The sequence below is a fragment of the Vagococcus hydrophili genome (assembly GCF_011304195.1).
Taxonomy (GTDB): Bacteria; Bacillota; Bacilli; order Lactobacillales; family Vagococcaceae; genus Vagococcus; species Vagococcus hydrophili.
Genome location: NZ_CP049887.1, coordinates 1,614,658 through 1,638,757 on the forward strand (window position 1 = coordinate 1,614,658; position 24,100 = coordinate 1,638,757).

General features: G+C 33.4%; 23 protein-coding genes. 11 read left to right on the top strand and 12 right to left on the bottom strand.

The window, feature by feature from the left end:
• Positions 1-24 precede the first annotated feature (24 nt).
• Entirely contained in the window at positions 25-798 is a 774-nt protein-coding gene (locus G7082_RS08120) for a hypothetical protein (RefSeq protein ID WP_166034610.1), read from the bottom strand.
• Positions 799-926: 128 nt separating this feature from the next.
• Between G7082_RS08120 and G7082_RS08125 the strand changes: the two genes are divergently transcribed.
• Complete coding sequence (locus G7082_RS08125; protein ID WP_166034611.1) at positions 927-1,253, top strand: DMT family transporter; 327 nt, start codon at positions 927-929, stop codon at positions 1,251-1,253.
• A 223-nt stretch (positions 1,254-1,476) separates the two neighbouring features.
• Here the strand turns inward: G7082_RS08125 and G7082_RS08130 are convergent, their stop codons facing one another.
• Together G7082_RS08130 and G7082_RS08135 are read right to left on the bottom strand one after the other, a co-directional pair.
• On the bottom strand, positions 1,477-2,364 hold the full coding sequence (locus G7082_RS08130; protein WP_238842628.1) for a sensor histidine kinase: 888 nt from the start codon (positions 2,362-2,364) through the stop codon (positions 1,477-1,479).
• Between the two features lie 159 nt (positions 2,365-2,523).
• Entirely contained in the window at positions 2,524-3,198 is a 675-nt protein-coding gene (locus G7082_RS08135) for a response regulator transcription factor (protein WP_166034613.1), read from the bottom strand.
• A gap of 226 nt (positions 3,199-3,424) precedes the next feature.
• Between G7082_RS08135 and G7082_RS08140 the strand changes: the two genes are divergently transcribed.
• From G7082_RS08140 to G7082_RS08150, 3 genes are all read left to right on the top strand, one after another.
• Positions 3,425-3,931: a hypothetical protein gene (locus G7082_RS08140; protein ID WP_166034614.1), complete on the top strand. Its 507-nt coding sequence runs from the start codon at positions 3,425-3,427 to the stop codon at positions 3,929-3,931.
• Positions 3,932-4,507: 576 nt separating this feature from the next.
• Positions 4,508-5,275, top strand: a complete 768-nt coding sequence (locus G7082_RS08145; protein WP_166034615.1) for an ABC transporter ATP-binding protein — start codon at positions 4,508-4,510, stop codon at positions 5,273-5,275.
• Entirely contained in the window at positions 5,262-7,328 is a 2,067-nt protein-coding gene (locus tag G7082_RS08150; protein ID WP_166034616.1) for an ABC transporter permease, read from the top strand. The genes G7082_RS08145 and G7082_RS08150 overlap by 14 nt, the downstream gene beginning before the upstream one ends.
• Positions 7,329-7,437: 109 nt before the next feature.
• On the opposite strand, the gene G7082_RS08155 is transcribed toward G7082_RS08150, so the two are convergent.
• On the bottom strand, positions 7,438-8,310 hold the full coding sequence (locus G7082_RS08155) for a LysR family transcriptional regulator (RefSeq protein WP_166034617.1): 873 nt from the start codon (positions 8,308-8,310) through the stop codon (positions 7,438-7,440).
• 142 nt (positions 8,311-8,452) lie between these two features.
• On the opposite strand from G7082_RS08155, the gene G7082_RS08160 reads away from it, so the two are divergent.
• The 3 genes from G7082_RS08160 to G7082_RS08170 all read left to right on the top strand — a co-directional run bounded on the left by G7082_RS08160 (position 8,453) and on the right by G7082_RS08170 (position 13,007).
• Positions 8,453-9,124 carry an NAD(P)H-dependent oxidoreductase gene (locus G7082_RS08160; RefSeq protein ID WP_166034618.1) on the top strand — a complete coding sequence of 224 codons (672 nt, stop codon included), beginning with the start codon at positions 8,453-8,455 and terminating at the stop codon, positions 9,122-9,124.
• 182 nt (positions 9,125-9,306) lie between these two features.
• Positions 9,307-11,880, top strand: a complete 2,574-nt coding sequence (locus G7082_RS08165; RefSeq protein ID WP_166034619.1) for a YfhO family protein — start codon at positions 9,307-9,309, stop codon at positions 11,878-11,880.
• A 41-nt stretch (positions 11,881-11,921) separates the two neighbouring features.
• Positions 11,922-13,007: a M42 family metallopeptidase gene (locus G7082_RS08170; protein ID WP_166034620.1), complete on the top strand. Its 1,086-nt coding sequence runs from the start codon at positions 11,922-11,924 to the stop codon at positions 13,005-13,007.
• Between the two features lie 323 nt (positions 13,008-13,330).
• Here the strand turns inward: G7082_RS08170 and G7082_RS08175 are convergent, their stop codons facing one another.
• From G7082_RS08175 to G7082_RS08200, 6 genes are all read right to left on the bottom strand, one after another.
• Positions 13,331-14,317 (bottom strand): ABC transporter ATP-binding protein, encoded by a 987-nt coding sequence (locus G7082_RS08175; RefSeq protein WP_166034621.1) that lies wholly within the window; start codon positions 14,315-14,317, stop codon positions 13,331-13,333.
• Positions 14,298-15,089 (bottom strand): ABC transporter permease, encoded by a 792-nt coding sequence (locus G7082_RS08180; RefSeq protein WP_166034622.1) that lies wholly within the window; start codon positions 15,087-15,089, stop codon positions 14,298-14,300. The genes G7082_RS08175 and G7082_RS08180 overlap by 20 nt, the downstream gene beginning before the upstream one ends.
• Positions 15,090-15,092: 3 nt before the next feature.
• Positions 15,093-15,896, bottom strand: coding sequence for an ABC transporter permease (locus G7082_RS08185; protein ID WP_166034623.1), 804 nt, complete (start codon positions 15,894-15,896; stop codon positions 15,093-15,095).
• Positions 15,897-16,051: 155 nt separating this feature from the next.
• On the bottom strand, positions 16,052-16,648 hold the full coding sequence (locus G7082_RS08190) for a TetR/AcrR family transcriptional regulator (RefSeq protein ID WP_166034624.1): 597 nt from the start codon (positions 16,646-16,648) through the stop codon (positions 16,052-16,054).
• Positions 16,649-16,726: 78 nt separating this feature from the next.
• Positions 16,727-17,407: an ABC transporter ATP-binding protein gene (locus tag G7082_RS08195; RefSeq protein WP_166034625.1), complete on the bottom strand. Its 681-nt coding sequence runs from the start codon at positions 17,405-17,407 to the stop codon at positions 16,727-16,729.
• Between the two features lie 4 nt (positions 17,408-17,411).
• Positions 17,412-18,488 (bottom strand): ABC transporter permease, encoded by a 1,077-nt coding sequence (locus G7082_RS08200; protein WP_166034626.1) that lies wholly within the window; start codon positions 18,486-18,488, stop codon positions 17,412-17,414.
• A 269-nt stretch (positions 18,489-18,757) separates the two neighbouring features.
• On the opposite strand from G7082_RS08200, the gene G7082_RS08205 reads away from it, so the two are divergent.
• Positions 18,758-19,495 carry an MBL fold metallo-hydrolase gene (locus tag G7082_RS08205; protein ID WP_166034627.1) on the top strand — a complete coding sequence of 246 codons (738 nt, stop codon included), beginning with the start codon at positions 18,758-18,760 and terminating at the stop codon, positions 19,493-19,495.
• Positions 19,496-19,506: 11 nt separating this feature from the next.
• Complete coding sequence (locus G7082_RS08210) at positions 19,507-20,514, top strand: lipoate--protein ligase (RefSeq protein WP_166034628.1); 1,008 nt, start codon at positions 19,507-19,509, stop codon at positions 20,512-20,514.
• Positions 20,515-20,816: 302 nt separating this feature from the next.
• Here G7082_RS08210 and G7082_RS08215 read toward each other — a convergent pair whose 3' ends face one another.
• Both G7082_RS08215 and trpS read right to left on the bottom strand, forming a co-directional pair.
• Entirely contained in the window at positions 20,817-21,386 is a 570-nt protein-coding gene (locus G7082_RS08215) for an ATP-dependent Clp protease proteolytic subunit (protein WP_166034629.1), read from the bottom strand.
• A 64-nt stretch (positions 21,387-21,450) separates the two neighbouring features.
• Positions 21,451-22,464, bottom strand: a complete 1,014-nt coding sequence (trpS, locus tag G7082_RS08220; protein WP_166034630.1) for a tryptophan--tRNA ligase — start codon at positions 22,462-22,464, stop codon at positions 21,451-21,453.
• Between the two features lie 359 nt (positions 22,465-22,823).
• Between trpS and spxA the strand changes: the two genes are divergently transcribed.
• Together spxA and G7082_RS08230 are read left to right on the top strand one after the other, a co-directional pair.
• Positions 22,824-23,222 carry a transcriptional regulator SpxA gene (gene spxA / locus G7082_RS08225; protein ID WP_086951745.1) on the top strand — a complete coding sequence of 133 codons (399 nt, stop codon included), beginning with the start codon at positions 22,824-22,826 and terminating at the stop codon, positions 23,220-23,222.
• Between the two features lie 195 nt (positions 23,223-23,417).
• Positions 23,418-24,098, top strand: coding sequence for an adaptor protein MecA (locus G7082_RS08230; protein WP_166034631.1), 681 nt, complete (start codon positions 23,418-23,420; stop codon positions 24,096-24,098).
• The last annotated feature ends 2 nt before the right edge of the window (positions 24,099-24,100 follow it).

The following is a 24,100-nucleotide window of genomic DNA, read 5'->3' on the forward strand; positions in this document are numbered from 1 at the left end:
AAAGAAATTTTTGACCTTTTTAAGTTAGTTTTGTCTTCTAGCAGAAAAATAACGTTTGGAAGATAAAAAGAGAATAAAAACAATGACCACAGTAACGAGACTAATAGTTGTCCGTTTGCTACGATGAGAGCCTACCATATCAAGTGATTCTTGATTATGTTTGGTTTTATTATAGGAAAGGGCGCTGTGTTTTAGCGTTTTTTGTTCAATTTTATCGTTACTTAAAGTTAAGATGTATTCATCACTATAATTTCCTTCATCATCAAATGAAATTAATTTAATCGTTTCAGGAAGTTTATGAGGATTGTACTTACCTTTAAATGAGCCATTGTTATCTGTTGGACAAGCGTAAATTTTATTATCTGCTAGCATATAAACATTAGCAGAACGATTAGACGTTTTAAAATTCAGTTGATTGCTACGTGTGCTGTAAGAAATATCTTCGATTGAAATAGTTGCTTTTTCTTCCTCAATTAAATAAGGTAATTTTTCCTCATAGGTATCGCCAGAAGTAGTAGTAAAAATAAGTTCAGTTTTAAGAATGCCTGGCATCATTGTGTTGGCACGATGATTTTTTGAGAATGAAATGTCCTTAATTTTAAGGTCGTGTTCAGCTTCAATCGCTGCAGTGAAATCTTTGGCTTCTAAGCTTTTACCTCGTTTGGTTAAAGCGTAGATTTGTTCTGAGGTTTCTATTTCAGGTAATTGTTTCTTTTGTGTTGTTTCTGCATGAAGCATGGTGGGTAGTGCGAGTAAAGTAAAAAGACTAAATAAAATAACGTAGTTAATTTTTTTCATGGTCTCTCCTCCTAATAAACTTATTGTACAGCTAGAAAAACGGGAGTTCAAGGAGATAATGAAATCTCTGTGGAAACTCTTATAATATGGTAAAATAAGCTGAATTTATTTAGAAAGGAAATGAACGGATGAAAGGTTATTTATTTTTATTAGTGGCAATTTTAGGTGAAGTATTAGGAACTAATCTGTTAAAGACAACAGACGGATTTACTAAATTAATGCCTACAATATATACGATTATGGCTTATGTTATCTCTTTTTATTTTTTATCCCTATCATTTAAAACAATTCCGATTGCTGTGGCATATGCTATTTGGGGAGCGATTGGTATTATTTTGATTACCTTGTTTTCAGTGATTGTTTGGAAAGAACCATTGAATTTAATGACAGTGGTTGGACTAGTTTTAATTATTTCAGGAACAATCATTGTTAATATTTACGGGACGGGTCATTAATGAAATATAAGTGTTATGATTTTTTCACATAATTGAAAGATTAAAGACACATTAAATTCACATTTAAAAGTTATTATAAATGTATACCAACAAACAACCCTAACAAACTTTTTCATTTTATTTACTCCTCCAAAGTAAATAAACAACTCCTTTTTGAGGCTGACAAATGTCAGCCTCTTTTTTTGTATCCAGTTACTCAGAGCAAATCAATTTTTTATTCACCTTATATCATAAAATTTTCTTCCTTTTCTGCGTAATAACTTAGATGTGGAAAAAGTATTTGGAATGAGGTTCCTTTATCCACAAAGGATTCTACATAAAGATGGTGACCTAGTTTCTCGCTTAGTGATTTTGCTAAATAAAGACCTAAACCGGTTGATTTTGTTTCTTCATTACGACCATTGTTCCCAGTGAAGCCTTTATCAAAAATGCGCTGTAAATCCTCAGAAGGAATGCCGATTCCAGTGTCAGAAATAGCTAACCAAGTGCCACGCTCATTTTTTGAGAAGGTGAAGGTAATGGTTCCACCTGTTGGTGTATATTTAATCGCATTACTGATAATTTGATTAAGAATAAACTGTAGCCATTTTTCATCTGTTAAAACAGAATAATCGTCACCTTCCATGATTAAACGAATGTTCTTTTGAATAAAATAATCCGCTGAGTCTTTAGCAGTTGCTTGAATCATTTTCTTTAGTGAATAAGACTTAATTAAATAGTCCTTAGAAAAAGTATCCAATCTAGAATAATAAAGCACCTGTTCCACGTAATCATCCATTCGTTTTAAGTTTGTTCGAAGTTGATTAAATCGTTTTTCAGAAATATCATCTTCTAAACTTTCAGTGATTAAGTTCAGTGAAGCCAAAGGAACTTTTATCTCGTGAACCCAACTATCGATATAATCTTTTTGTTCTTCTGTTTGTTTTTTGAGGTCATTTAGTAACATGAAATGTTCACGCTGCATTTCATTAAAGTAGTCTTGATATAAGTTCTCTTCTAATGTATTTGCCCCGTCTAAAGTAGGGGTTTCAATGTAATCATTTGTATCAAGCTCAAGTTGTTGCCACCATTTTTTCTTTTTATTGTAATCAAAGATGAGGTAAATCATCATCAAAATGAGCCCAATCAAAAAGATATAAATAAGAGAGGATAAATTGAAATGGACTTCGGGCGTTAACCACAGAATAAAGCCAGTGATACCAATGAAACTAATCCAGAGTAAAACTAAACGAAATTGATCGTGTAAATAGTTAAAAAAAGTCATTTTTTATTAAGGGATCATATAACCTTGTCCAACTTTTGTTTCAATAAAATTGGCAATCCCAGCTCCTTCTATTTTTTTTCTTAAGCGGTTGATATTGACCGTTAACGTATTATCATCAACGAAACGTTCATCATCCCAAAGTGCACGAAGTAATTTTTCTCTGCTAACAATTTTACCGTTATTTTTCATTAAGATTAATAATAGTTGAAACTCATTTTTACTTAATTCCACGGTTTCTTCATGAATAATCATCGTGCTATTTTCCATGTTTAATTTTAAATGATTATGTTCTAAAGTAGAGCTATCAGATTTAGAATAATCATAGGTTCTTCTTAGTAAAGCGTTCACCTTAGCGACAAGAATATCCATGGAAAAAGGTTTGTTAACATAGTCATCGCCACCCATATTCATGGACATAATAGAATCCACATTAGTGTCTCGACTGGAAATGAAAATGATGGGATTTTTTGAAATTTCTCTAATTTTTTGGCACCAATAATAACCGTCAAAAACAGGTAAATTAATATCTAGTAAAACTAAATGGGGATCTTCTTCTTTAAAAATTTCTAAGACATTTTTAAAATTTGTGACCTCTATGGTTTCAAAGCCCCATTTCTGTAGAGATTCTGAAACGAGTTCCCTAACGGTTGTGTCATCTTCTACAATCATTATCTTCATCATCGATTTTCGTTCCTCCTTTATTCTTTCTTTCAATTATACATAAAAACGGGTAACAACGCATGAGTTAGATAAAAATCTTAATCTTACTATAGGAATGTTATTAATCAATTTAGTTATAAGTTATTTATATATAAAGTTATAAAAAAAGACAAAAAACTGACTGATTGTTGTATAATATAGGTATGTATAAGGAACGATGGAAAAAAGAGGGAAAGGTGTCGATGAGATGAAGAAAATTTTATGTATCATAGTAATTAGTGCTTTTTTAGTAACTGTTACAGGGTGTCAGTCACAAGAAGAATATAATGATTATCATGATTCGACGCGCCCCTTGAATTTAATGGATTCCTATAATTATGAAAATTTAGAAACTGAATGGTTTACTTCAAATAAAGTTTCTGCCAGCATCAAATTCTCAGGAATCGATACCTTGTGGGAACTGGATTGTCAGACGAATGATACTATCACCTTGAATTATCAATCAACTATGGATAACGGTGATTTTAAAGTGCTACTCATCACCTCAGAAGAAAAGATAGAACAGATTTTAGAAAATACAGAAAAAGGTGTTTTTGAATATAAAATACCAGCGGGAAAAAATTACATTCGAATTGTCGGTAGTCAAAGTGAAGGTCGTTTTTCTTTGGATTATAAGGTAGGAAAGCAAACTAAGATTGTTAGAAATGATATTATGGAAGATTATCCAGGATCATTGATTAAGAACTTTTTTTAATTGAAAAAATAAGCCAGGTACTGACAAAAATATTAGTATCTGGCTTATTTATATGAATTTTTTTTCTTCCAGTTGCTTGGAGCTAAACAATTTTTTATCCACTCTGGTGTAGTCTGGGATCAAAAGGCAGCTCCTACGGCAACTTCAAAAACAAAAATTAATTCGAAAAGCGTGAATTATTTTTTGTTTTCTCCAGTTGCTTGGAGCAAAGCGCCTTTTTCACCACTCTGGTGTAGTCCGGGTTCAAAAGGCAGCTCCTTCGGTAACTTCAAAACCTAGAATCAATCCGAAAAACGTGAATTGTTTCTAGTTTTCTCCAGTTACTCGGAGCTAAACGCCTTTTTCACCACTCTGGTGTAGTCTGGGATCAAAAGGCAGCTCCTACGACAACTTCAAAAACAAAAATTAATTCGAAAAGCGTGAATTATTTTTTATTTTCTCCAGTTGCTTGGAGCAAAGCGCCTTTTTCACCTTTTTTACGTATGACAAATATGTAAGGTGTTTTTTATATTTTTAGATGTTCTCGTGTTTAAATTATTGATAAGATAGGGATAGAAGATTAACGGGGGGATTTCTATGGAAAGAATTGTAGAAGTTGATTATTTATCAAAAATTTATGGGAAAAAAAGTAACCCAACAAAAGTGTTAGAAAATATTTCATTTAATGTAGAAAAAGGTGAGTTTGTAGGTATTATGGGTCCTAGTGGTGCGGGGAAAACGACTCTTCTAAACATGCTGTCAACAATCGATCAACCGACTGTTGGAAGTATTAAAATCGGTGGACAAGATATCACGCGCATGAAGGAACGAAAATTAAGTGATTTCAGAAGAAAAGAACTAGGTTTTATTTTTCAAGATTTTAATCTAATGAATTCGTTAACGGTGAAGGATAACATTCTATTGCCCCTAGCTTTAGACCGAGTTCCTGTGAGTGAAATGGAAGCTAGTTTAAAGCATGTGGCAAATATATTAGGAATTGAAAATCGTTTGAATTCTTATCCATCAGATATTTCGATTGGTCAAAAACAACGAGTGGCGGCTGCACGAGCGATCATCACGAATCCTAAATTAATATTAGCTGATGAACCCACAGGCTCTTTGGACTCTAAATCAGCGACTGAACTTCTGCATTATTTGTCTGAACTGAATGAAAAAGAGCGGGCAACGATTATTATGGTGACTCATGATGCGTTTACTGCAAGTTATTGTCACCGTATTTTATTTATTAAAGATGGGGCAATTTTCTCCGAAATAGTGCGACAAGGCAGTCGGAAAGAGTTTTTCCAAAAAGTGATTGATATGCAAGCTGCTATTGGAGGCGGTATTAGTCATGATGTTGTCTAAATTAGCTGTTAAAAATGTTAAAACCCAGTTTAGATATTATTTTATGTATTTCGTTAGTATGGTGTTTTCAGTTATGGTTTACTATAGCTTTGTTTCTATGAGTTATGACGAAGCTTTGCTTACAAGAGCATCAAACGATATGCGAATTGACGCAGGTCTCAGAGCTGGAAGTGTCATGATTATTCTATTTATTATCATTTTCATGTTTTCTGCCAATACTTTTTTTGTTAAACGGCGGAAGAGAGAAATTGGTTTGTATAATTTATTAGGCATGAGAAAAAGTCAGATAGGAACTCTTTTCTTTGTTGAAAACATGCTTTTAGGATTATTAGCTTTAGGGACTGGTATTTTTTTAGGGATTATTTTTTCTAAGTTGTTTGCCATGCTTCTTTTAAAAGCGATTCAAGTTCCTGTAACGAGTAATTTTATTTTTTCTCTGGAAGCAATTTTAAACACAGCAGTGGTATTTTTAACGATTTTAGGAATTGTTTCTGTTAGAACAGCTGCCACAGTTTATCGTTACAAGTTGATTGCTTTATTTAAAGCAGAGCAACAAAGTGAAGGCAATCATCAAGTCAGATGGTTTAATTGGTTATTTGGCGTATTGGGAGTGATTCTTCTACTCGTAGGTTATGGGTTAGCTAGGAATTTTTTAAATTTTATGATTTGGACAGAAAAAGAAGTCGGTTTAAAAGGATTTGCCATGTTGCTTTGTCCCATTGTAATTTTGATTATTTGTGTGATAGGAACCTATCTTTTCTTTGGTCATTTTTTAGGGATTATGCTGAATTTAACACAGAAAGCAAAAGGTCATTATTACCGGGATATTAATATGATTACAACGGGAAATTTATCCTTTCATTTGAAGAAAAATGCCATGACGTTTGCGACAATTGCGGTTCTTTCTGGAACGGCTTTAGCTGCGATTGGTGGTGCTGCTAGTGTTCAGTCCTTTTCAATCGGATTAGCAGATTCTTCTAATCCTACTTCTTATAGCGTAGATGAGCAAAATTACGCTGATCTCAAAGCCTTTTTAAAAAAAGAAGAGGCTAAAATATCAAGTGAAGAAAAAATTGAGTTTAAATATATGGGGGGACAGTTTGGTTATCACAACACCCTTGAAAGTGATAAGACACCAACTTTTTACAATGTTATTTCTTTGAGTAATTATGAAGCAATTCAAAATGTTATAAAAAATGTCCAACCTGTTACTATTGAAAAAGAAAAAGATGTGGCTCTTTTAATGGGTGGTAGCCAGATGTACATTGAAGAGGCAGTTGAATTTGATAAAACAGGTATTTTAGGTGATGCAGGTAAGGTAAATGTTGTGGATGTTAGGTCTGATTTTCTAGGTAATGCTAGAGATATGAGGTTACCCTATAATGTAGTGGTAGTAACTGACGAACTGTATAAAAAAATTGAGGCACCCTATACATACGCCTACCATATGATCAATGTTAAGGGGGCTGACACAAATGAAGCTCTAGCTAAGACGACATTAAGTGAATTTAAAGATCCGCTTGAAGAAAAACAAGCTTTTGTGGCCACGACAAAAGTTGATAATGGAAAAATGGTGGATACGTTTCAAACACTAAAAGCACCTCTGGAAAAAGAGCGTCCAGAGGGTTATAAAACTAAAAATAACATGAGTATCCGTTATCCGTATTATAGTAGTATCGTTAAAAACACAGGGCTTTTAATTTATGTGGCTGTTTTTCTAGGGATGGTCTTTATGATTGCCACAGGAAGTATTATTACATTAAAACAATTATCTGAGGCAGAAGAGGAAACGGATCGTTATGACATGTTAAGAAAATTAGGAACCCCTAGAGGCATGATTAAGAAGAGTATTTATAAACAAAATTTTATCGTCTTTTTTGCGCCTTTATTTATAAGTTTGCTTCATGCTTACTTTGCTTTACAGGTGTTGTTTGTTTTAATAGGCGTTCCAAAATTATTATTAACCTATATTTCAGTGGTATTCTTAATCGGGATTTACGTCTTTTTCTATTTTGCAACGTCGTCTTCTTATAATAAAATAGTTAACAGATAAATAAGAATAAGAGGTTGTGACAAAAGTAAGTCACAACCTCTTTTCAAACTAAACGGTGTCACAGAAGTAGCTTAATCGGAAATAAGCCGAACACTTCTGTCACAACCTCTTATACCCACTCACTAGATTGTTCCTTGATTAAATCAATCATACTCGTCATGGCTGGGGTTAACCATTTGTCTTTGTGATAGGCTAAAAAGGTTGAGATGGAATAGTCTTTTTCTTTGATCACAGTGCCACTAAATTTATCCTGTCCTAATTCCTCAGCTACACTAAAGTAAGGTAACATCGACATACCCAATCCACTAGCAACACACTGCTTGATAGCATCGATACTACCAAAGTCCACGCTATTATCAATAATGATTTCTTGTTCATCTAAGTAGTCTTTAAATAGCTGTTTGTAGGTACACGTTTTTTCAGTAAATAGAACTGTCTGTTTTTCTGGTAACTCAGATGATTGCAAGGGAGCGATTAAAACCATTGACTCCTCTTTGATAACTTCTTGAACGAGTTCTTTTTGAGACCAATCATTTCTTTTTAGAACAAGAACTAAATCAACTTTCCCTTGTTGTAATTCGTTGGGAATATTCTGATAATCAATAGAAGTAATCGATAAATTAACCTCAGGATATTTTTCCTTGTAGGCTAAAAGTAGATGAGAAAATCGGGGATGGCTAGTTAAAGCTTCTGATGCACCTATTGTTAATTGACCATTTGGGTAGGCAAATTCTTGGGAGATGCTTGTCATCTCAGTATAAATATCAAGAATACGTGAAGCGTATGTGTAAAATTGTTTACCAAATTGAGTGAGGTACATCTTTTTACCTAGTCTTTCAAATAGAGGCTGCTGGAATTCTTCTTCTAATGATTTAATATGACTGGTGATAGAAGATTGTGCGTAGCCTAAATGATCAGCAGCCTTTTTAAAGCCATCTAAATCAACAATTGTTTTAAATGTTTGTAAATGACGAATTTCCATAAGATAACTCCTTTAATTATAGTTCAAAAAAACTGAACGATTCATTCTGATATTTCAATTTTACTAAACTATCAGAATAATTTAAACTATATTTTATTCAAATGAATATAGTTATAACTAAATTAATAAAGGATGGATGATCATGACTCACGAACAAACGAAACAAGAAATATTGAAAGCTTATCATTTTAGACATGCAACAAAACAATTTGATGCAACAAAAAAAATATCAGAGGATGATTTTAATTTTATTTTAGAAACAGCCAGATTGTCCCCAAGCTCAATTGGTTATGAGCCATGGAAATTTTTAGTGGTTCAAGACATGAGTGTTAGAGAAAAAATCAAAGAAGTTAGTTTTGGGGGACAAGGTCAATTACCAACAGCCAGCCATTTAATCATTCTTTTAGCTAGAAAAGGGGCACGTGCGGAATCTGATTATGTTCAAAACTTACTAAAAAATGTTAAAAAGATTCCAGATGATGTTGCGGCAGGAATGACAACGGCTTATCACCGTTTTCAGGAAGAGGATATTACTGTTTACAATGATGAGCGCGCCTTATTTGATTGGGCGAGCAAGCAGACTTATATTGCTCTTGGAAATATGTTAAGTGCTTCAGCAATGATCGGGATTGACTCATGTCCTATGGAAGGGTTCAACCTTGAAGCGGTGAATCAAATCTTAGAAGCAGAAGGATTGATTGATACCAAAGAGTTTGGTGTATCAGTAATGGCAGCTTTCGGGTACCGTTCAGAAGAACCAAAATTTGAAAAATCAAGACAAGTTCAAGAAGAGGTTGTTCAGTGGGTAAAATAGAGTAGATTAAGAGTGTTAAATACTAATTAATTTTAGTGTTTAATGCTTTTTTTATTGAAGAAAATTCTACCTCGTTTTTCCCATGATATTCTCAGATAAAATTGCATTTTGAGTCGTTTATAGGTAAGCTTGAGAGTAGGTTATTATGAAAAATTGAATTTTTAGATAGATATGGTGAAAAAATGAATAAAAGAAAAAAAGTAACACCCTATGTTATAAGTTTTACGCTACCTTTACTGGTATTAGTTGTGGTTTGGACACTACTTGGTCTGGCGCCTTTTGGTAATTTGAATTTAATGGTGAGTGACTTAGGTTCCCAATATTTACCTTTCTTAAATGCCTTTAAACGCTTTTTTACAGAAGGAGGGGACAATCTGTACTCCTTTGCTAACGGCATTGGCGGACCAATGGAAGCAACGATTGCTTACTACTTAATGAGTCCCTTTAATTTTATCTCCTTACTCTTTCCTTATACGATGATGCCAATAGCGGTCCTTTTAATCATCACTTTAAAAATTTCGTGTATGGGTTTAACGATGTTTACTTATTTGGATAGACACTATAAGCAAACTAATTGGATGACACAGATTTTTTCTTTAGCCTATGCTTTTTGCGGGTTTGTGGTGGTTTATTTACTAAATTTTATGTGGTTAGACGTATTGATTTTGTTTCCACTACTAGTTTTAGGCATTGAACGATTATGGCACGAGAAGAAGTATGGTTTGTATTGCTTAACTTTATTCTTGTCAATTTTAACTAATTATTATTTAGGCTACATGGTGTGTATTTTTGCAGTGATGTACAGTGGGTTTATTTACTACTTAAAATTTGAACGAAAACCAGCTAGAAAAAATATTAAACTATTATGGAGTCGTTGGCGCTTATTCTTTGTTACGTCATTACTATCAGGATTAGCGACAGCTTTTATGTTAGTTCCTGCTATTTTAGGAATGCTTCAAACAGGAAAGTCTAGCTTCCATATTGAGGATTTTTTATTAAAACCAAGATTTGGTTTAGAAGTCTTTTCGCAAATGGGACTTGGAACAATTAATTACGACATTAGGTTAGATCACTTACCAATGGTTTACTCTGGGGTATTTGTCTGGCTTTTAGCCTTTTTATACTTTACTTTACCTATTGTGCCAAAAAGAAAGAAACGAGCAATGGCAGTCTTTTTACTCGCTATTTATGCAAGTTTTTACTTTGAAGTATTTAATACAATTTGGCACATGTTCCAAAGTCCAGCAGGCTTCCCTTACAGAAATGCTTTTATCTTTAGTTTTATGTTAATCAAATTAGCTTACGAAACCTATTTGTATGCTAGATTAACAGAAGACAAAGCTGTGGTTCAGAAACGTTTAGTTTTAGCAGGTGCCACGTTTACAGTTCTCTTAAGTGTGGGGCAGTTCTTTTTAAACTATCAAAGTAAAAGTGAATATGTATTATCTAATAGATACTTCTTTATTAACTTAATCATAGTCTGGTTGTTAGTTCTTATTTTAGGAATCAAAATAAAGAAACCAACAGTCATGTGGCGAATTGTCATGATTATCTGTGTGTCACTTGAACTAGGTGGTAATTTATACATATCCATGAAAGATATTCCTTTTGGTAATCAAGATCAGTACGCTAAGATGTACGAAGAGCAAGAACTCCTCATGAAAGAACTTAAGACTGGAAAAGATGAATTATTTAGAATTAATCAAAAAGTTGACCCTGATCAAATGGGCTACAATGAAATCAATAATGGCTACAATAATCCTATCCTTTTTGGTTATGCAGGTGTTTCAAGTTACACGTCCACACTGGATTCAGACGTTCAAAGTACTTTAACTGATTTAGGTCTGTATTCAAAAAATGAACGTCGCTTTTCATACGTTGATGAGTCTCAAGTGGCTAATATGTTGCTGAATGTTAACTACACAGTTCATCCAAAAGAATTAGCTCATAAGGATAAAGAGTTATTGGAAGAACAGAAAATTGCTAATATTTATAAAAATAAAGAAGCAATTGGTGGTGCTTTTCTAACATCTCTTGAACTAGGTAAAATAAAGCTAAAATCAGGCTTAGTGATTGATAACCAAGAAAGTATTTTACAAAGTATGTATCCATTAGAGCAGGAGAAATACTTTAAGACAATGACTGGGCAACATCTAACAAAAGAAGTTGATCGTTATGAGATGAAAGGTGAGACATCTGTAACAGGCGTGAACTATCTTTATCTACCAGAGGCGATTTGGGATAATGTGACTTATTTTGCGGTAAACGGAAAAGAAATTAAAACCGATGTTTTTATTATTACTAATCAGTTATTCAACTTAGGTTACTTTGAAAAAGGTGAAGAGATTAATCTGGAATTTAAATTAACGGACAAACTAGAAACCGATAAAATGACTTGGGTAAGTTTAGATCAAACACGTTTTGATCATTTAATTGCCGAGCAGAAGAAAGCAAGTGTCTCGTTAGTCAAAGAAGAGTTTGGTCGCTTGAGTGCTAGTGTGGATGCCAATAAAGAAGAATTATTGTATGTATCGATTCCTTATGATAAAAATTGGCAAATTAAAGTCGATGGTCAAAAGATTGAACCTAAAAAAATTGTCGGCGATTTTATCGGAATTGACCTAACAGAAGGCCACCATGACATAACCTTTAGTTATCGATCTAAATCATTTTTATTAGGTTTAATGATTAGTGCCGTAACGATAGTTATTTCAATCGTCTTCTTGTGGTTTGATTACAGAAAAAAAAGTAAATAAATGATATACTAGTGAATATAAAAAAATAGGGAGTGACGTTAATGTTAGAAAAAAATGAAGAATTATTTTTAAAAGAATTAACAGATGCTAAGGGAGTTCCGGGTAATGAGGAGCAAGTTCGTAATATTTTTAAAAAATACGCAGAACCTCATTCAGATAAAATTTTCTATGATGGATTAGGCGGAATTAACGCACGTCATATTGGAGATAAAGAAGGACCAAAAGTTTTAATTTCAGGACACATGGACGAAGTTGGCTTTATGGTAACTAAAATTACTGAAAAAGGTTTCCTAGAATTTCAAACTTTAGGTGGCTGGTGGGGTCAAGTGATGCTTGCCCAACAAGTAACGATTACAACGGGTTCAGGACAAGAAATTCACGGTGTGATTGGTTCAAAACCACCTCACGTTTTAAGTGCTGAAGCACGTAAAAAACCTTACGAAATTACAGATATGTTTATCGATATCGGTGCAACAAGTGAAGAAGAAGCAAGTGAGTGGGGCATTAAACCAGGCGATATGGTAACACCATACATTGAATACCAACGGTTAAATGGTTCAAAATACTTATTAGCTAAAGCTTGGGATAACCGTATTGGGACAGCTGTTTCATTAAAAGTTTTAGAAAATCTAGCTAAAGAAGGACATCCAAATATTCTTTTTGCAGGAAGTAATGTACAAGAAGAAGTTGGGTTACGTGGCGCAAGAACAAGCACTCATTTAGTTAATCCAGATATCGCTTTTGCACTTGATACTGGGACTGCGGGAGATACACCTGGAATGACACCTAAAGAAGCTGATTCAGTGTTAGGTAAAGGGCCTCAAATTATTATCTTTGATGCCTCAATGATTCCTCACAAGAAGTTACGTGACTTTGTAATTGGTATTGCGGAAGAATTAGAGATTCCATTCCAATACACAGTGATTACTGGTGGTGGAACAGATGCAGGTATGCAACATCTAACAAGAGATGGTATTCCATCACTTGCCATTACTGTTTCAACTCGTTACTTACACTCACATACATCAGTAATTCATGAAGATGATTACTTGAACACAGTGAAATTAGTCACTGAAGTTGTGAAGAGATTAGACGCAGATAAAGTTAAAGAATTAAGAGAGTATTAAAAAAGAGCGATTCCCTCCAGAAATTGGAAGGAATCGCTTTTTACTTTTTTTAGATGCTTGGAGCAAAATGCTTTTTTTCATCACTCTTTTGGAGTCTGGATTCAAAAGGCAGCTCCTGCGGCAACTTCAAAAATAAAAATCAATTCAAAAAGCACGAATTGTTTTTATTTTCTCCAGTTGCTTGGAGCTAAACGCCTTTTATCATCACTCTATGTAGTCCGAAATAAAAAATCTGCTCCTGCGGCAACTTCAAAAATAAAAATCAATTCAAAAAGCACGAATTGTTTTTTATTTTCTCCAGTTGCTTGGAGCAAAACGCTTTTTTATTTACTCTGTGTATAAATACTCCTTACCACGTCTTGGACGGTGGTTCTTGCGACGGCCATTTTGTTGATGCTGAATTGGCGGTATAATTCGCTTAGGATTTCTTTTTCATTTTGTTCTTCTTGATTAATCGTGATCGATAAAGTGATACCGTCTAGTGAGTGTTCTAAATGGTTTTTTTTAAGAAAAATTTTTAATTCATTTAGTTCCTCTAAGTCGATGTCAAATTGAATGGTAGCATTAGTTGAGAAGTTTTCTAACATGGCTTCTTTTGAATCGTCGTAAATAATTTGACCATCCTCAATAATAATAATTCTATCACATAGAGCTTCGATTTCACTTAAATCATGAGTGGTTAAAATAATTGTGACGTTCTCTTGTTGGTTAATCATTTTCAAGGTTTTTAAAATCTTATCCTTAATCATAATATCTAAACCAATCGTCGGTTCATCCAAATAAATCACTTTAGGCGAATGAATCAAGGCAATCGCAATATCCATTAGAACCCGCTGACCTAGAGATAGAGATCTGACTTGTTGAATCCAGAGTTTTTTAATGCCCATGTGTTCTTCTAACAGTTGTAGTTGTCTTTCAAATTCTTCGTCAGAAACATCGTAAATTTCTTTCAATAATTTAAAATTGTCTTCTACGGTTAAATCCCAGTTCATTTGAGTTCGTTGCCCAAAAACGACACTGATATTTTTGGCGTTCTCAATTCGGGATTCATAAGGAATAATGCCGTTGACTTCGCAACTTCCTGATGTCGGAGTTAAGATACCTGTCATCATTTTAATGGTGGTTGATTTACCAGCACCATTTGTTCCGATGAAACCAACAATTTCACCCGGATAGATATTAAAACTAGCATCTTGTACAGCATGTTTGGGTATTTTAGTTGACTTGAAGAAGCCTTCTTTTTTTCTTAAATAAAATGTTTTTGAGACGTGATTGACAGAAATCACTGGGTTAGTTTCCGGCACTTTCATAACTTCTCACTCCTTTTTTCCAAATAATTGAAGCTAATAATGTGAAAATAGTAGCCACACTAATAATTGTCACAGTGGTCATATTAAATAAAGTAGAACTAAAAATTAACTCAGATGGGATTGCTGCGACAACACCAAAGGGAATCAAATAAGTAAAAAATCCTCTGACGACAGGTGGATAAATTGATAGAGGGTATTTCGTTAAATCACTTAAACCATAAACAGAACGAAGAATATTCATGCTTTTCTTCATCCAAAAAGCTAAAGAGGCGCAGATGGTTTTAATTGAAGTGTAGATGATACAACCTGTAATTAAGTAAACGAAACTAAGAATCAGAGAAATCAAAGGATTTGGAAAATCAATTCCTGTAATGGCATAAAGCGTAATAACCACGCCCACAAAAATTTCACCTAAAGCATCAAATTGAACTCGCTCACAAATAACTTGAAAATAAGGACTAACGGGGCGAACCAAATAGCGATCCACTTCTCCTTTTACCACACTTTGCCTTGAGAAAATCCATAAGTAATCACTGTAGAGATGATCTAAACCACGTGGAATTTGAGAAAATCCGTAAACAAACAACACTTGATAAAAATTATAACCATTAACGGAAGGAATTCTGCCAAAGGTCACTTTTAAAAATAAAAGGGCGGAAACTTGAATGGCTAAAAAAGCGATAAATCCAATCACAAAATTAGCTGTGGACATTTTTAAAATTTTAAAAGAATTATTGAGGTAAACTTTATAAAGTTTTATGTATCGTTTCATTTTTTACCCTCCATTGATAGTGATTGTTTTAATGGCATGACGCCAAAAAACAACACAAAGTAAGATGAAGATGCCTAGCCAAATAACTTGAATGATAAGATTAGTCACGATTTCTTCTGGAGACAGTTTACCTAAGAAGACCATAGTCGGAAAATAAAGCATGTACTGAAAAGGCGTCTTTAAAAAGAAACCTCTAATAGATTCAGGTAACATTGCTAGAGGGAAAAGTGCCCCTGAAAGAAGACTAATGAATGTTCCTTTGAAAAGTAAAAATCCCCAAGAATAGTTTAAGTAAAAGGCTGAGTAACCAAAGAGTAAATTGACACAAAACATTAATCCAACACTAAGAGTGACGATGATTAAAAACAAACAAGCACGGGATAAAGCGATAGCTAGGCTTTCTTGTTGACTAAGATAGATAATCACACCGATGATTGAGGGCACACCAACGAGGACAATGCTAGTAGTTGAACGCGCAATTCCTTGGAAAAATAATTTAGTAATATAAGAAACAGGGCGAACCAGTTCATAAGCTAAATTCCCATCCTGAATATCACCAGCGATTTGAAAATCATTGTCTAGTACCATAAATTGTGTGGTGATCATGGAAATAATGGTATAAAGAATAATTTCTTGATAGTTTAAGCCTTCAATGACCCCGCTGTCTGTTGAAGAATAAACTAAGTTCCAAATAAATAAAACAGCAACGAGTTGAATAAATCCGTGAAGCAAATAAGCAATAAAATTAACGCGATATTTTGCTTCTGCTTTTAAGCAAAATCGGTAGTAAGCTAATCCTTTTTTCATATAACTCCTCCTTTAAAAAATGATAGCGTAATCATTATATTTTAAAAAGGGATATCGCACTATATGTTACCGTTAACAAAAGCTATCAAAATAGTCATTTATTAGTGTTTAGTACATTAAAAAAACAGACATTATAAAATGTCTGTTTTTGTTGATTATAAAACGCCTTGTGTGATCCATTTTGTTCTAAAACGATAATCTTTAACAAGTTCTTCTGTTGACCAGTCATTGGCAATATAGCCTGTTAATGAGTTCATCACAAGCTCCATGATGAAGAAGAGGAAGCTAACCGATTCGTCGTGAGAATCAATGTGAATGTGACTAGCAGTTAAAATATCAGTCCATTGAGTAATTAACGGATTGCCAGGTGTCATTGGGAATCGTTTATAAGCTGAGAGATCATTAGACTCTGAGAGAAGCCTCAGACTTTTCCAGTAATCACTCTCATGATCTAATTGACTACACCAAATGAGATATTTTTCAATGCCAATAAAAAATTGATTTTTATCTTCTTGGATGTAACGAATAATATCTTGATGAATGGCTACGGAATACTTGTTAATCGTGTAAGTATAAGCATCTTCTAAATCATCAAAATATTTATAAAAAGCACCCCTAGACATCTTCATGTTACTCACAATTTCTGATACTTTAACTTGGCTAATCGGTTGATTGAAAAAGACGTTCAGTAGAATATTATCGAGTGTTTGTTTTTTTTCATCTGATAAGTTTAAAAAAGTTTCGTGTGGCATAATCTTAAACTCCTTCTATGTTCATATGAATGATTTCACACTTATTTTAACATAGAAATCGAAGGAAAAGGGAAGCTTTTAAAAGTCTTTTACTTCCACAAGTTCTCCGTCACGCATTTCAAAGACGCGATCACTCCATTTAATCATGCGGTGATCATGAGTTACCATAACCGTTGCTTTTTGTTTTTCGTGAGCTTCTTTAACGAGTAGTTTCACTACGTCATAAGCATGTTCCGTATCAAGGCTGGCTGTTGGTTCATCCGCTAAAATCAAATGTGGGTCATTGAAAAGGGCACGTCCAATGGCAACACGTTGTCTTTCACCACCAGATAAGTCTTTAGGAAATTTATCTTTTAAATGCTCAATATCTAGTGATTTTAACAACTCACTAATTTTTTCATCTTGTTTTTTAGTTTTATTAACTTTATCAACTAAGTAAAATTGTTCTTTAATTGTTAAGAATGGAATTAAATTAGAAGCTTGTAAAATAAAACCAATTTCTTGAAATCTTAATTTAGAACGTTCTTTCTCTGATAAATTAGTAAAAGAAATATCATTGATACGGATATCTCCACTAGTAGGTTGTTGAAGTCCTCCTGAAATAGTTAAGAAGGTACTTTTTCCAGAGCCGGAAGGTCCAATAATACTAATAAATTCACCTTGTTTCACGTTAAAATTAATTTTTTTAAGGGCGTGAATTTCTTCTTTTCCTTGTGTAAATGTTTTAGTAATGTCTTTCATAACGAGCATGTCTTTCATCTTTCTAACCTCCAATAGCTTTCATCGGATCCACTTTAGTAACTGTTCCGATTGAGAAGAGACTTCCAATAATAGTAACAACGAGTAGCACCAGACTATAGATACTCCATAAATTAAGGGCGACACTAAATGGCATAGCTTCTGGTAAAATCAAACTTGTGCCATAAGCAAGACCAAAGCCAAGGGCAATTCCAAGTACACCAATGATAAATGACTGTTTAACAATTGAGTTAATAATGAATTTACTTGAAATACCTTGAGCTTTCATCACACCAAAGATACTTGTTTTTTGCAGTGTCATCACGTACATGAAAATACCAATGATGGCAGTTACAATAAAGAATAAGAAGTAAATCATTGAGTTAAGGGTTAAGTTTTGAGCTGAGTAACCAGGTAAACTTTCAATGAAATCTGTGGTTTTTAAGACATCTAATTTTGGTTTAGCATCTTTTATAACAGACGCATCAGTACTGTTAGTTACCACAGCATTTAATGGTAATCCGTCTGTTGAAGCTTTAAAATCTTTACCGTATTTCACGTGAGCAGCGTCATCTAATGAAGCGTAAATGACAGGAGTGACAGTGTAGAATGTTTCTGGTGAAATACCAACAATTTTCATTTTGATATTATCGCTACCAACTTCAATCTCATCTCCAACGCTATAACCTTTAGTTGCCAGATTTTTTGAGATAATGACTTCATTTTTATTTTTAAACATTGAGCCTTCTAATAACTCTGGCAAAAGAAAAGCATCGTTTTGTGTTCCGAATAAAGTGATGTTTGTTTTTTCTTTTTTACTTCCAATGGCACCATTATAAACAAGAATAGGTGCTTTTTTATCTGCAGTGACATCTTTTAGATTTTTTTCTGTTAATTGAGAGGCTGATAGATTTTTGTTGCTGTCTTCTGACAGAATAACCGTCTCGCTTTTCCAATCCACAATAACTTGTTTGAACTCTTGAGCTAGTCCATTGGCTAAACCTGATAGCATAAAGACAGCATAAGAAATTAAAACGATAATCCCGACAATGAGTGTGTATCTTAATTTTGAATAACTCATTTCTTTAAGTGCTAGAAACATATTCATTCTCCTTTGAATTTAAAATTATAGAGTGACGACTTGTCACTAAAAGAAGTATAAAACAAAAGTGACAAATTGTCACTAAAAAAGTATTGAAGATTTTATGAACTTATCTAAGCGGTTTCTAAAATAAAAACAAAATTGTTTTAAAAGTATTTAAAAGGGTGATAAATAAAGAAAAATGCTGATAAATAAGCTTTTTCTATTGTTAAAATCATTATTTACAAGTAAAGTATAGGTAGATAATTATCTGTGAAAGGAGTAGAGCCATGGAAGTAACAGTTTTAGGTTTTTGGGGTGGTTTTCCTCACAAAAACGAGGGAACAACTTCCTATCTCGTTGAATCAGATGGATTTACTTTGCTACTAGACGCAGGTAGTTCCACTTTGATCCAACTTGAAAAAATAATAGATCCATTGAAGTTAGATGCGGTAATTTTAACTCATTATCATCATGATCATATTGCTGATCTTGGCGTTCTACAATATTTACGCCAATTAAAGCCAGCTTCACCTGTGCCGGAATTATCAATTTATGGACATAGTGAAGATAAGTTTCATTTTGAAAGTTTAACAATGCCTACTATTTCTAAAGGTATTGCGTATGATCCTAAAGAAATACTTGAGATTGGGCCATTTCAAATAACATTTATCAAAACAGTTCATCCAGTTATTTGTTATGCTATGAGGATTGTTGAAAAAGAAACTGGCACAGTATTTGTCTTTACAGCAGACACAGGTTATTTTGAGGAACTAGAAATTTTTTGTGAAGGTGCTGATTTACTTATTACGGACACCTACTTTTTAGAAGGCATGGAGAATCATCATGCTCATTTAACAAGTAAAGAAACAGGTCTCTTGGCTAAAAAAGCTGGTGTTAAAAAATTAGTTTTAAGTCATTTAAGACAGGATATTGATTTAGAGCTTCTAAAAAAACAAACGGAAGATTACCATCAACAGAGTATTGAAACATATTTAGCTAAAACACAACTAAAATTAACAGTATAGGAGAATGCCACATGATTTTTGTATCAAATGAAGAAATTACAGACCCACGAATTAACTTAGCCATTGAAACTTATTTAGTTCAAGAAATGCCAATAGATGAGCCAATCCTTTTATTCTATATTAATGAGCCATCAATTATTATTGGACGTAACCAAAATACCATTGAGGAAATTAATACAGATTACGTTGAAAAACAAGGTATCCATGTGGTGCGCCGTTTAAGTGGTGGTGGTGCCGTTTATCATGATGCGGGTAACTTAAACTTTAGTTTTATCATGCCAGATGATGGAGAATCATTTAGAAACTTCGGCAAAGTCACACAACCAATTATTGATGCACTCCACGATATGGGGGTTGAAGGCGCTGAACTTAAAGGACGTAATGATTTAATTATCGACGGTAAAAAATTCTCAGGAAACGCAATGTATTCAACAAATGGTCGCATGTTTGCTCATGGGACGTTAATGTTTGATAGTGATGTTAATGAAGTTGTGAATGCTTTAAAAGTGAGAAAAGATAAAATCGAATCAAAAGGTATCAAATCAATCCGTTCACGTGTAACGAACATCAAACCATACTTAACAGATACACATCAAAACATGTCTACAGAAGACTTTAGACAAGAAATTCTACTTAAAATCTTTGAAACTGACAAAGTAGAAGATGTGAACGTCTATAAATTAACTGAAAAAGATTGGGAAAAAATCAATGCTATTTCTGATAAGTTATACCGTAACTGGGATTGGAACTACGGACGTTCACCTGAATTTGATTTAGTGAGAAGAGAACGTTTTGCCATTGGCTCTATTGAAGCAAAAATGAACGTCTCAGAAGGTGAGATTAAAGAAATTAAACTATTTGGTGATTTCTTTGGTTTAGGTGAAATTTCAGACGTTGAAGAGGCGCTAACAGGAATTAAATACGATAAAGAATCTATCCAAAAAGCCGTAGAAAACATCGATGTGAAAAAATACTTCGGAAATATTGAAACAGAAGATTTGAGTGGTCTATTATATTAGAGTGAATAAAAAGACTTTTTGCTCCAAGCAACTGGAGAAACTACAAAAAATCTGCTTTTTGGATTTATTGTAGTTTTGAAGTTGTCGCGGGAGCAGTCTTTTTATTCCAGACTACCATAGAGTGGTGAAAATGGCGTTTTTCTCCAAGCAACTGGAGTAAATACTAAACAATCCACGTTTTTGGGATTGATTAGTATTTGCGAAGTTGCCGTAGGAGCTGCTATTTGAACCAGGACTACCATAGAATAATGAAAAAAGCGTTTATCCGCCAACAATTGGTAGATAAACGCTTTTTGATTTAATTATTTTACTTGTTTTGATTTGTCGATAACTTTACCAACAATACCATATTTAGAAGCTTCATCAGCACTCATCCAGAAATTACGATCTGTATCTTCTGATACTTTTTCGTAAGTTTGACCTGTTGCTTTAGCGATTAAGCGATTGATTCTTTCACGCATCTTCACGATTTCTTTGGCTTCAATTTGGATTTCGGTACTTTGACCTTGAACACCGCCAGCTGGTTGATGGATCATAAAGCGAGTATTTGGTAGAGAGTAGCGATCTTTTTTATTAGCAGCTAAGAAAATAGTAATCCCAGCACTAGCTACCCAACCAGTTCCTACGATTTTAACTGCAGGTTTCACGAATTTAATCATATCGTGGATAGTGTCTCCAGCTTCAACGTGACCACCTTGGCTGTTAATAAAAATAGTGATTGGTTCTTCACTAATAGAAGCTAAAAGTAATAATTGAGTACTTACTTCTTTTGCTAAGTCTTGATTAATTTCACCATAAATTAAGATGGTTCTATTGTCGATCATTTTTTGTGTTAATAATGAATTTGTGTCTTGTTTTTTATTTTCTTCCATGGTTAAAAAACCTCCCATAATCTATAGTTACTAGTTTAACATATTTTCAATGAATAGTGAGTGATTAGCGTCTTGGTTTACGACCTAAACCGACAGCATTTTTCATTTTTTGAAGGGTTTTATTAGCCACTTTTTGAGCTGATAAGGCACCTTCATCTAAAATAGTATGTAATTCTTCAGAATTTAAAATAGCATGATATCTTTCGTGAATTGGTTCAATCCAAGTCACAACAGCCTCAGCTAAATCTGTTTTGAACTCAGCATAGCCACTATCTTTATATTTATCGGCTAATTCTTCAATCGTATAATCAGTGACAGCTGAATAAATAACTAAAAGATTAGAGATACCTGGTTTTTCTTCTGGATCATATTCGATAATACCGCTTGAGTCAGTCACAGCAGAACGGATTTTTTTAGTAATCACTTTAGGTTCGTCTAACATTGAGATAAAGCCTTTTGCGTTACTATCTGATTTACTCATTTTTTTAGTTGGTTCTTGAAGACTCATGATCCGACCGCCGCTATTTTTTTCAGGAATTTTAACTTCTGGTGTGGCTAAAATTTCTTGATTTTTACCAGCATATCGTGAATTAAAACGGGCGACAAAGTCACGAGTTAATTCTAAATGTTGTTTTTGATCCTCACCAACAGGTACTAGGTTCGTATTATAAAGAATAATATCGGCTACCATAAGTGGTGGGTAAGTTAAAAGACCGGCCGCTACTGATTCTTGTTTTTGAGATTTATCTTTAAATTGAGTCATACGCTCTAACTCACCTAAAGGCGTGTTACACTGAACAATCCAAGCTGCCTCAGAATGAGCTGGAACTTCTGATTGAATGAAGATAGCCGCTTGTTCTGGATCAATGCCTACAGCTAAGTATAGGGCTGCCAGTTGCAAGATTTGTTCTCTTAATTTAAGTCTGTCTTGGGGAACTGTGATTGCGTGTTGGTCAACAATACAAAAGTAACATTGATACTCTTTTTGTAAATCAACAAATTGCTTCATTGCTCCAATATAATTGCCAATTGTAGGAATACCACTTGGTTGGATTCCTGAAAAAATTGTTTCTTTCATTTATTTTCCACCTTCATTAAAATAGTCATAAACCTATTATACTAAAAAGTGTCGAGAAAGATAGAAATTCATCATTAAATAGGAAAAGAAATTTATTGGAATAAAAAAAGAGTGATACACAATATCAAACTGTACCAATTTTTTTATAATATGAATAATTTATGAATATGTTTAAAATTGTTTTAAGAAAAACAAAAAAAGCTGATATAACAAGGCTTTACAAAGAATTTACAAAGGGAACTTGTTAAATAAATATCATATTTTATCTAGTAATTTAAATGGTGTTATAGTATAATTATGTTATAGTGGGAGCAGTAAAAGAAACTGTTATCTCTAAACTTTGAAAGGGAGTGAATCGTATGTTGAAATTATATACTTCACCTAGCTGCACATCTTGTCGGAAAGCACGAGCATGGTTGCAAGAGCATCAAATTCCCTTCGTTGAAAGAAACATTTTTTCAGAACCCTTAATTCAAGATGAATTAAAAGAAATCTTGCGTATGACAGAAGATGGTACGGAAGAAATTATTTCTACTCGTTCTAAAGTGTTTCAAAAGTTGGATGTTGATTTGGATGAACTGTCACTTCCTGAATTATTAAAATTAGTACAAGAAAATCCAGGATTGTTACGTCGTCCGATTATGGTGGATGACAAACGCCTCCAAGTTGGCTTCAATGAAGACGAAATCCGTCGCTTTTTACCAAGAGAAGTTAGAGCTATTGAATTAAAACATGCTCAAATGATGGCCGGTATTTAAGAGTAAAATTTTCAGGCATTTAGAAATATTGATTTTCAGCATGTTGACCAGCTGTCAAACATGCTGTTTTTTCTTTTTATATCAAAGTTTTTACGTACTTTAAAAATAGAGGGAAAGTTGTCATCCCTTTACTTTTTTATATTTTTCGTTACAATAAAGCTAACAATAAAAATTAAAGAAATGAGGTGTAGCGGTATGGAGATGGAAAGAATTAATGAAAATACAATTCGAGTTTCGATAGATAATGATGATTTAGAAGAAAGAGGGATCACTTTTTTAGATTTATTAGGCAATCAAAAACAAATAGAGACTTTTTTCTATAGCATATTAGAGGAAGTTGATGTGGATGAACAATTTCAAGAAACCGATTCTGTGACATTCCAAGTGCTACCCAACCATGATGGTTTAGAATTATTCATTAGTAAAAACTTACCAATGAATGACGCCGATAAATTAGAAATGATGGAAGGTAATATGTTAAATGACGGCTTCACAGATTTCTTAAAAGAACATATGTCTAATTCTTCAACTGATTTATCAGAAGAGCTGGATGAAGAGATTGACATGCTAGATAATCCTGAAGGAAGTACCAGAGATGTTATTTTCCGGTTAGAGAATTTTGAAGCAATGGTTTCATTGGCTAAAGATATTAGACTACATAATGTTTTAACGTATTTGTATAAGTTTAAAGAGGATTATTTTTTCAGAATTTCATTTGTTATGTCTGAGAGTAATGAAGTTCAAATTAAAAATGATATCTCTAAATTATATGAGTATACACATATCACAAACATTACCACAGATATCCTTGAAGAATACGGGGATATCATCATGGATCGTAACGCACTAGAAGTAACAAGATGTTTTTTTAAATAAGT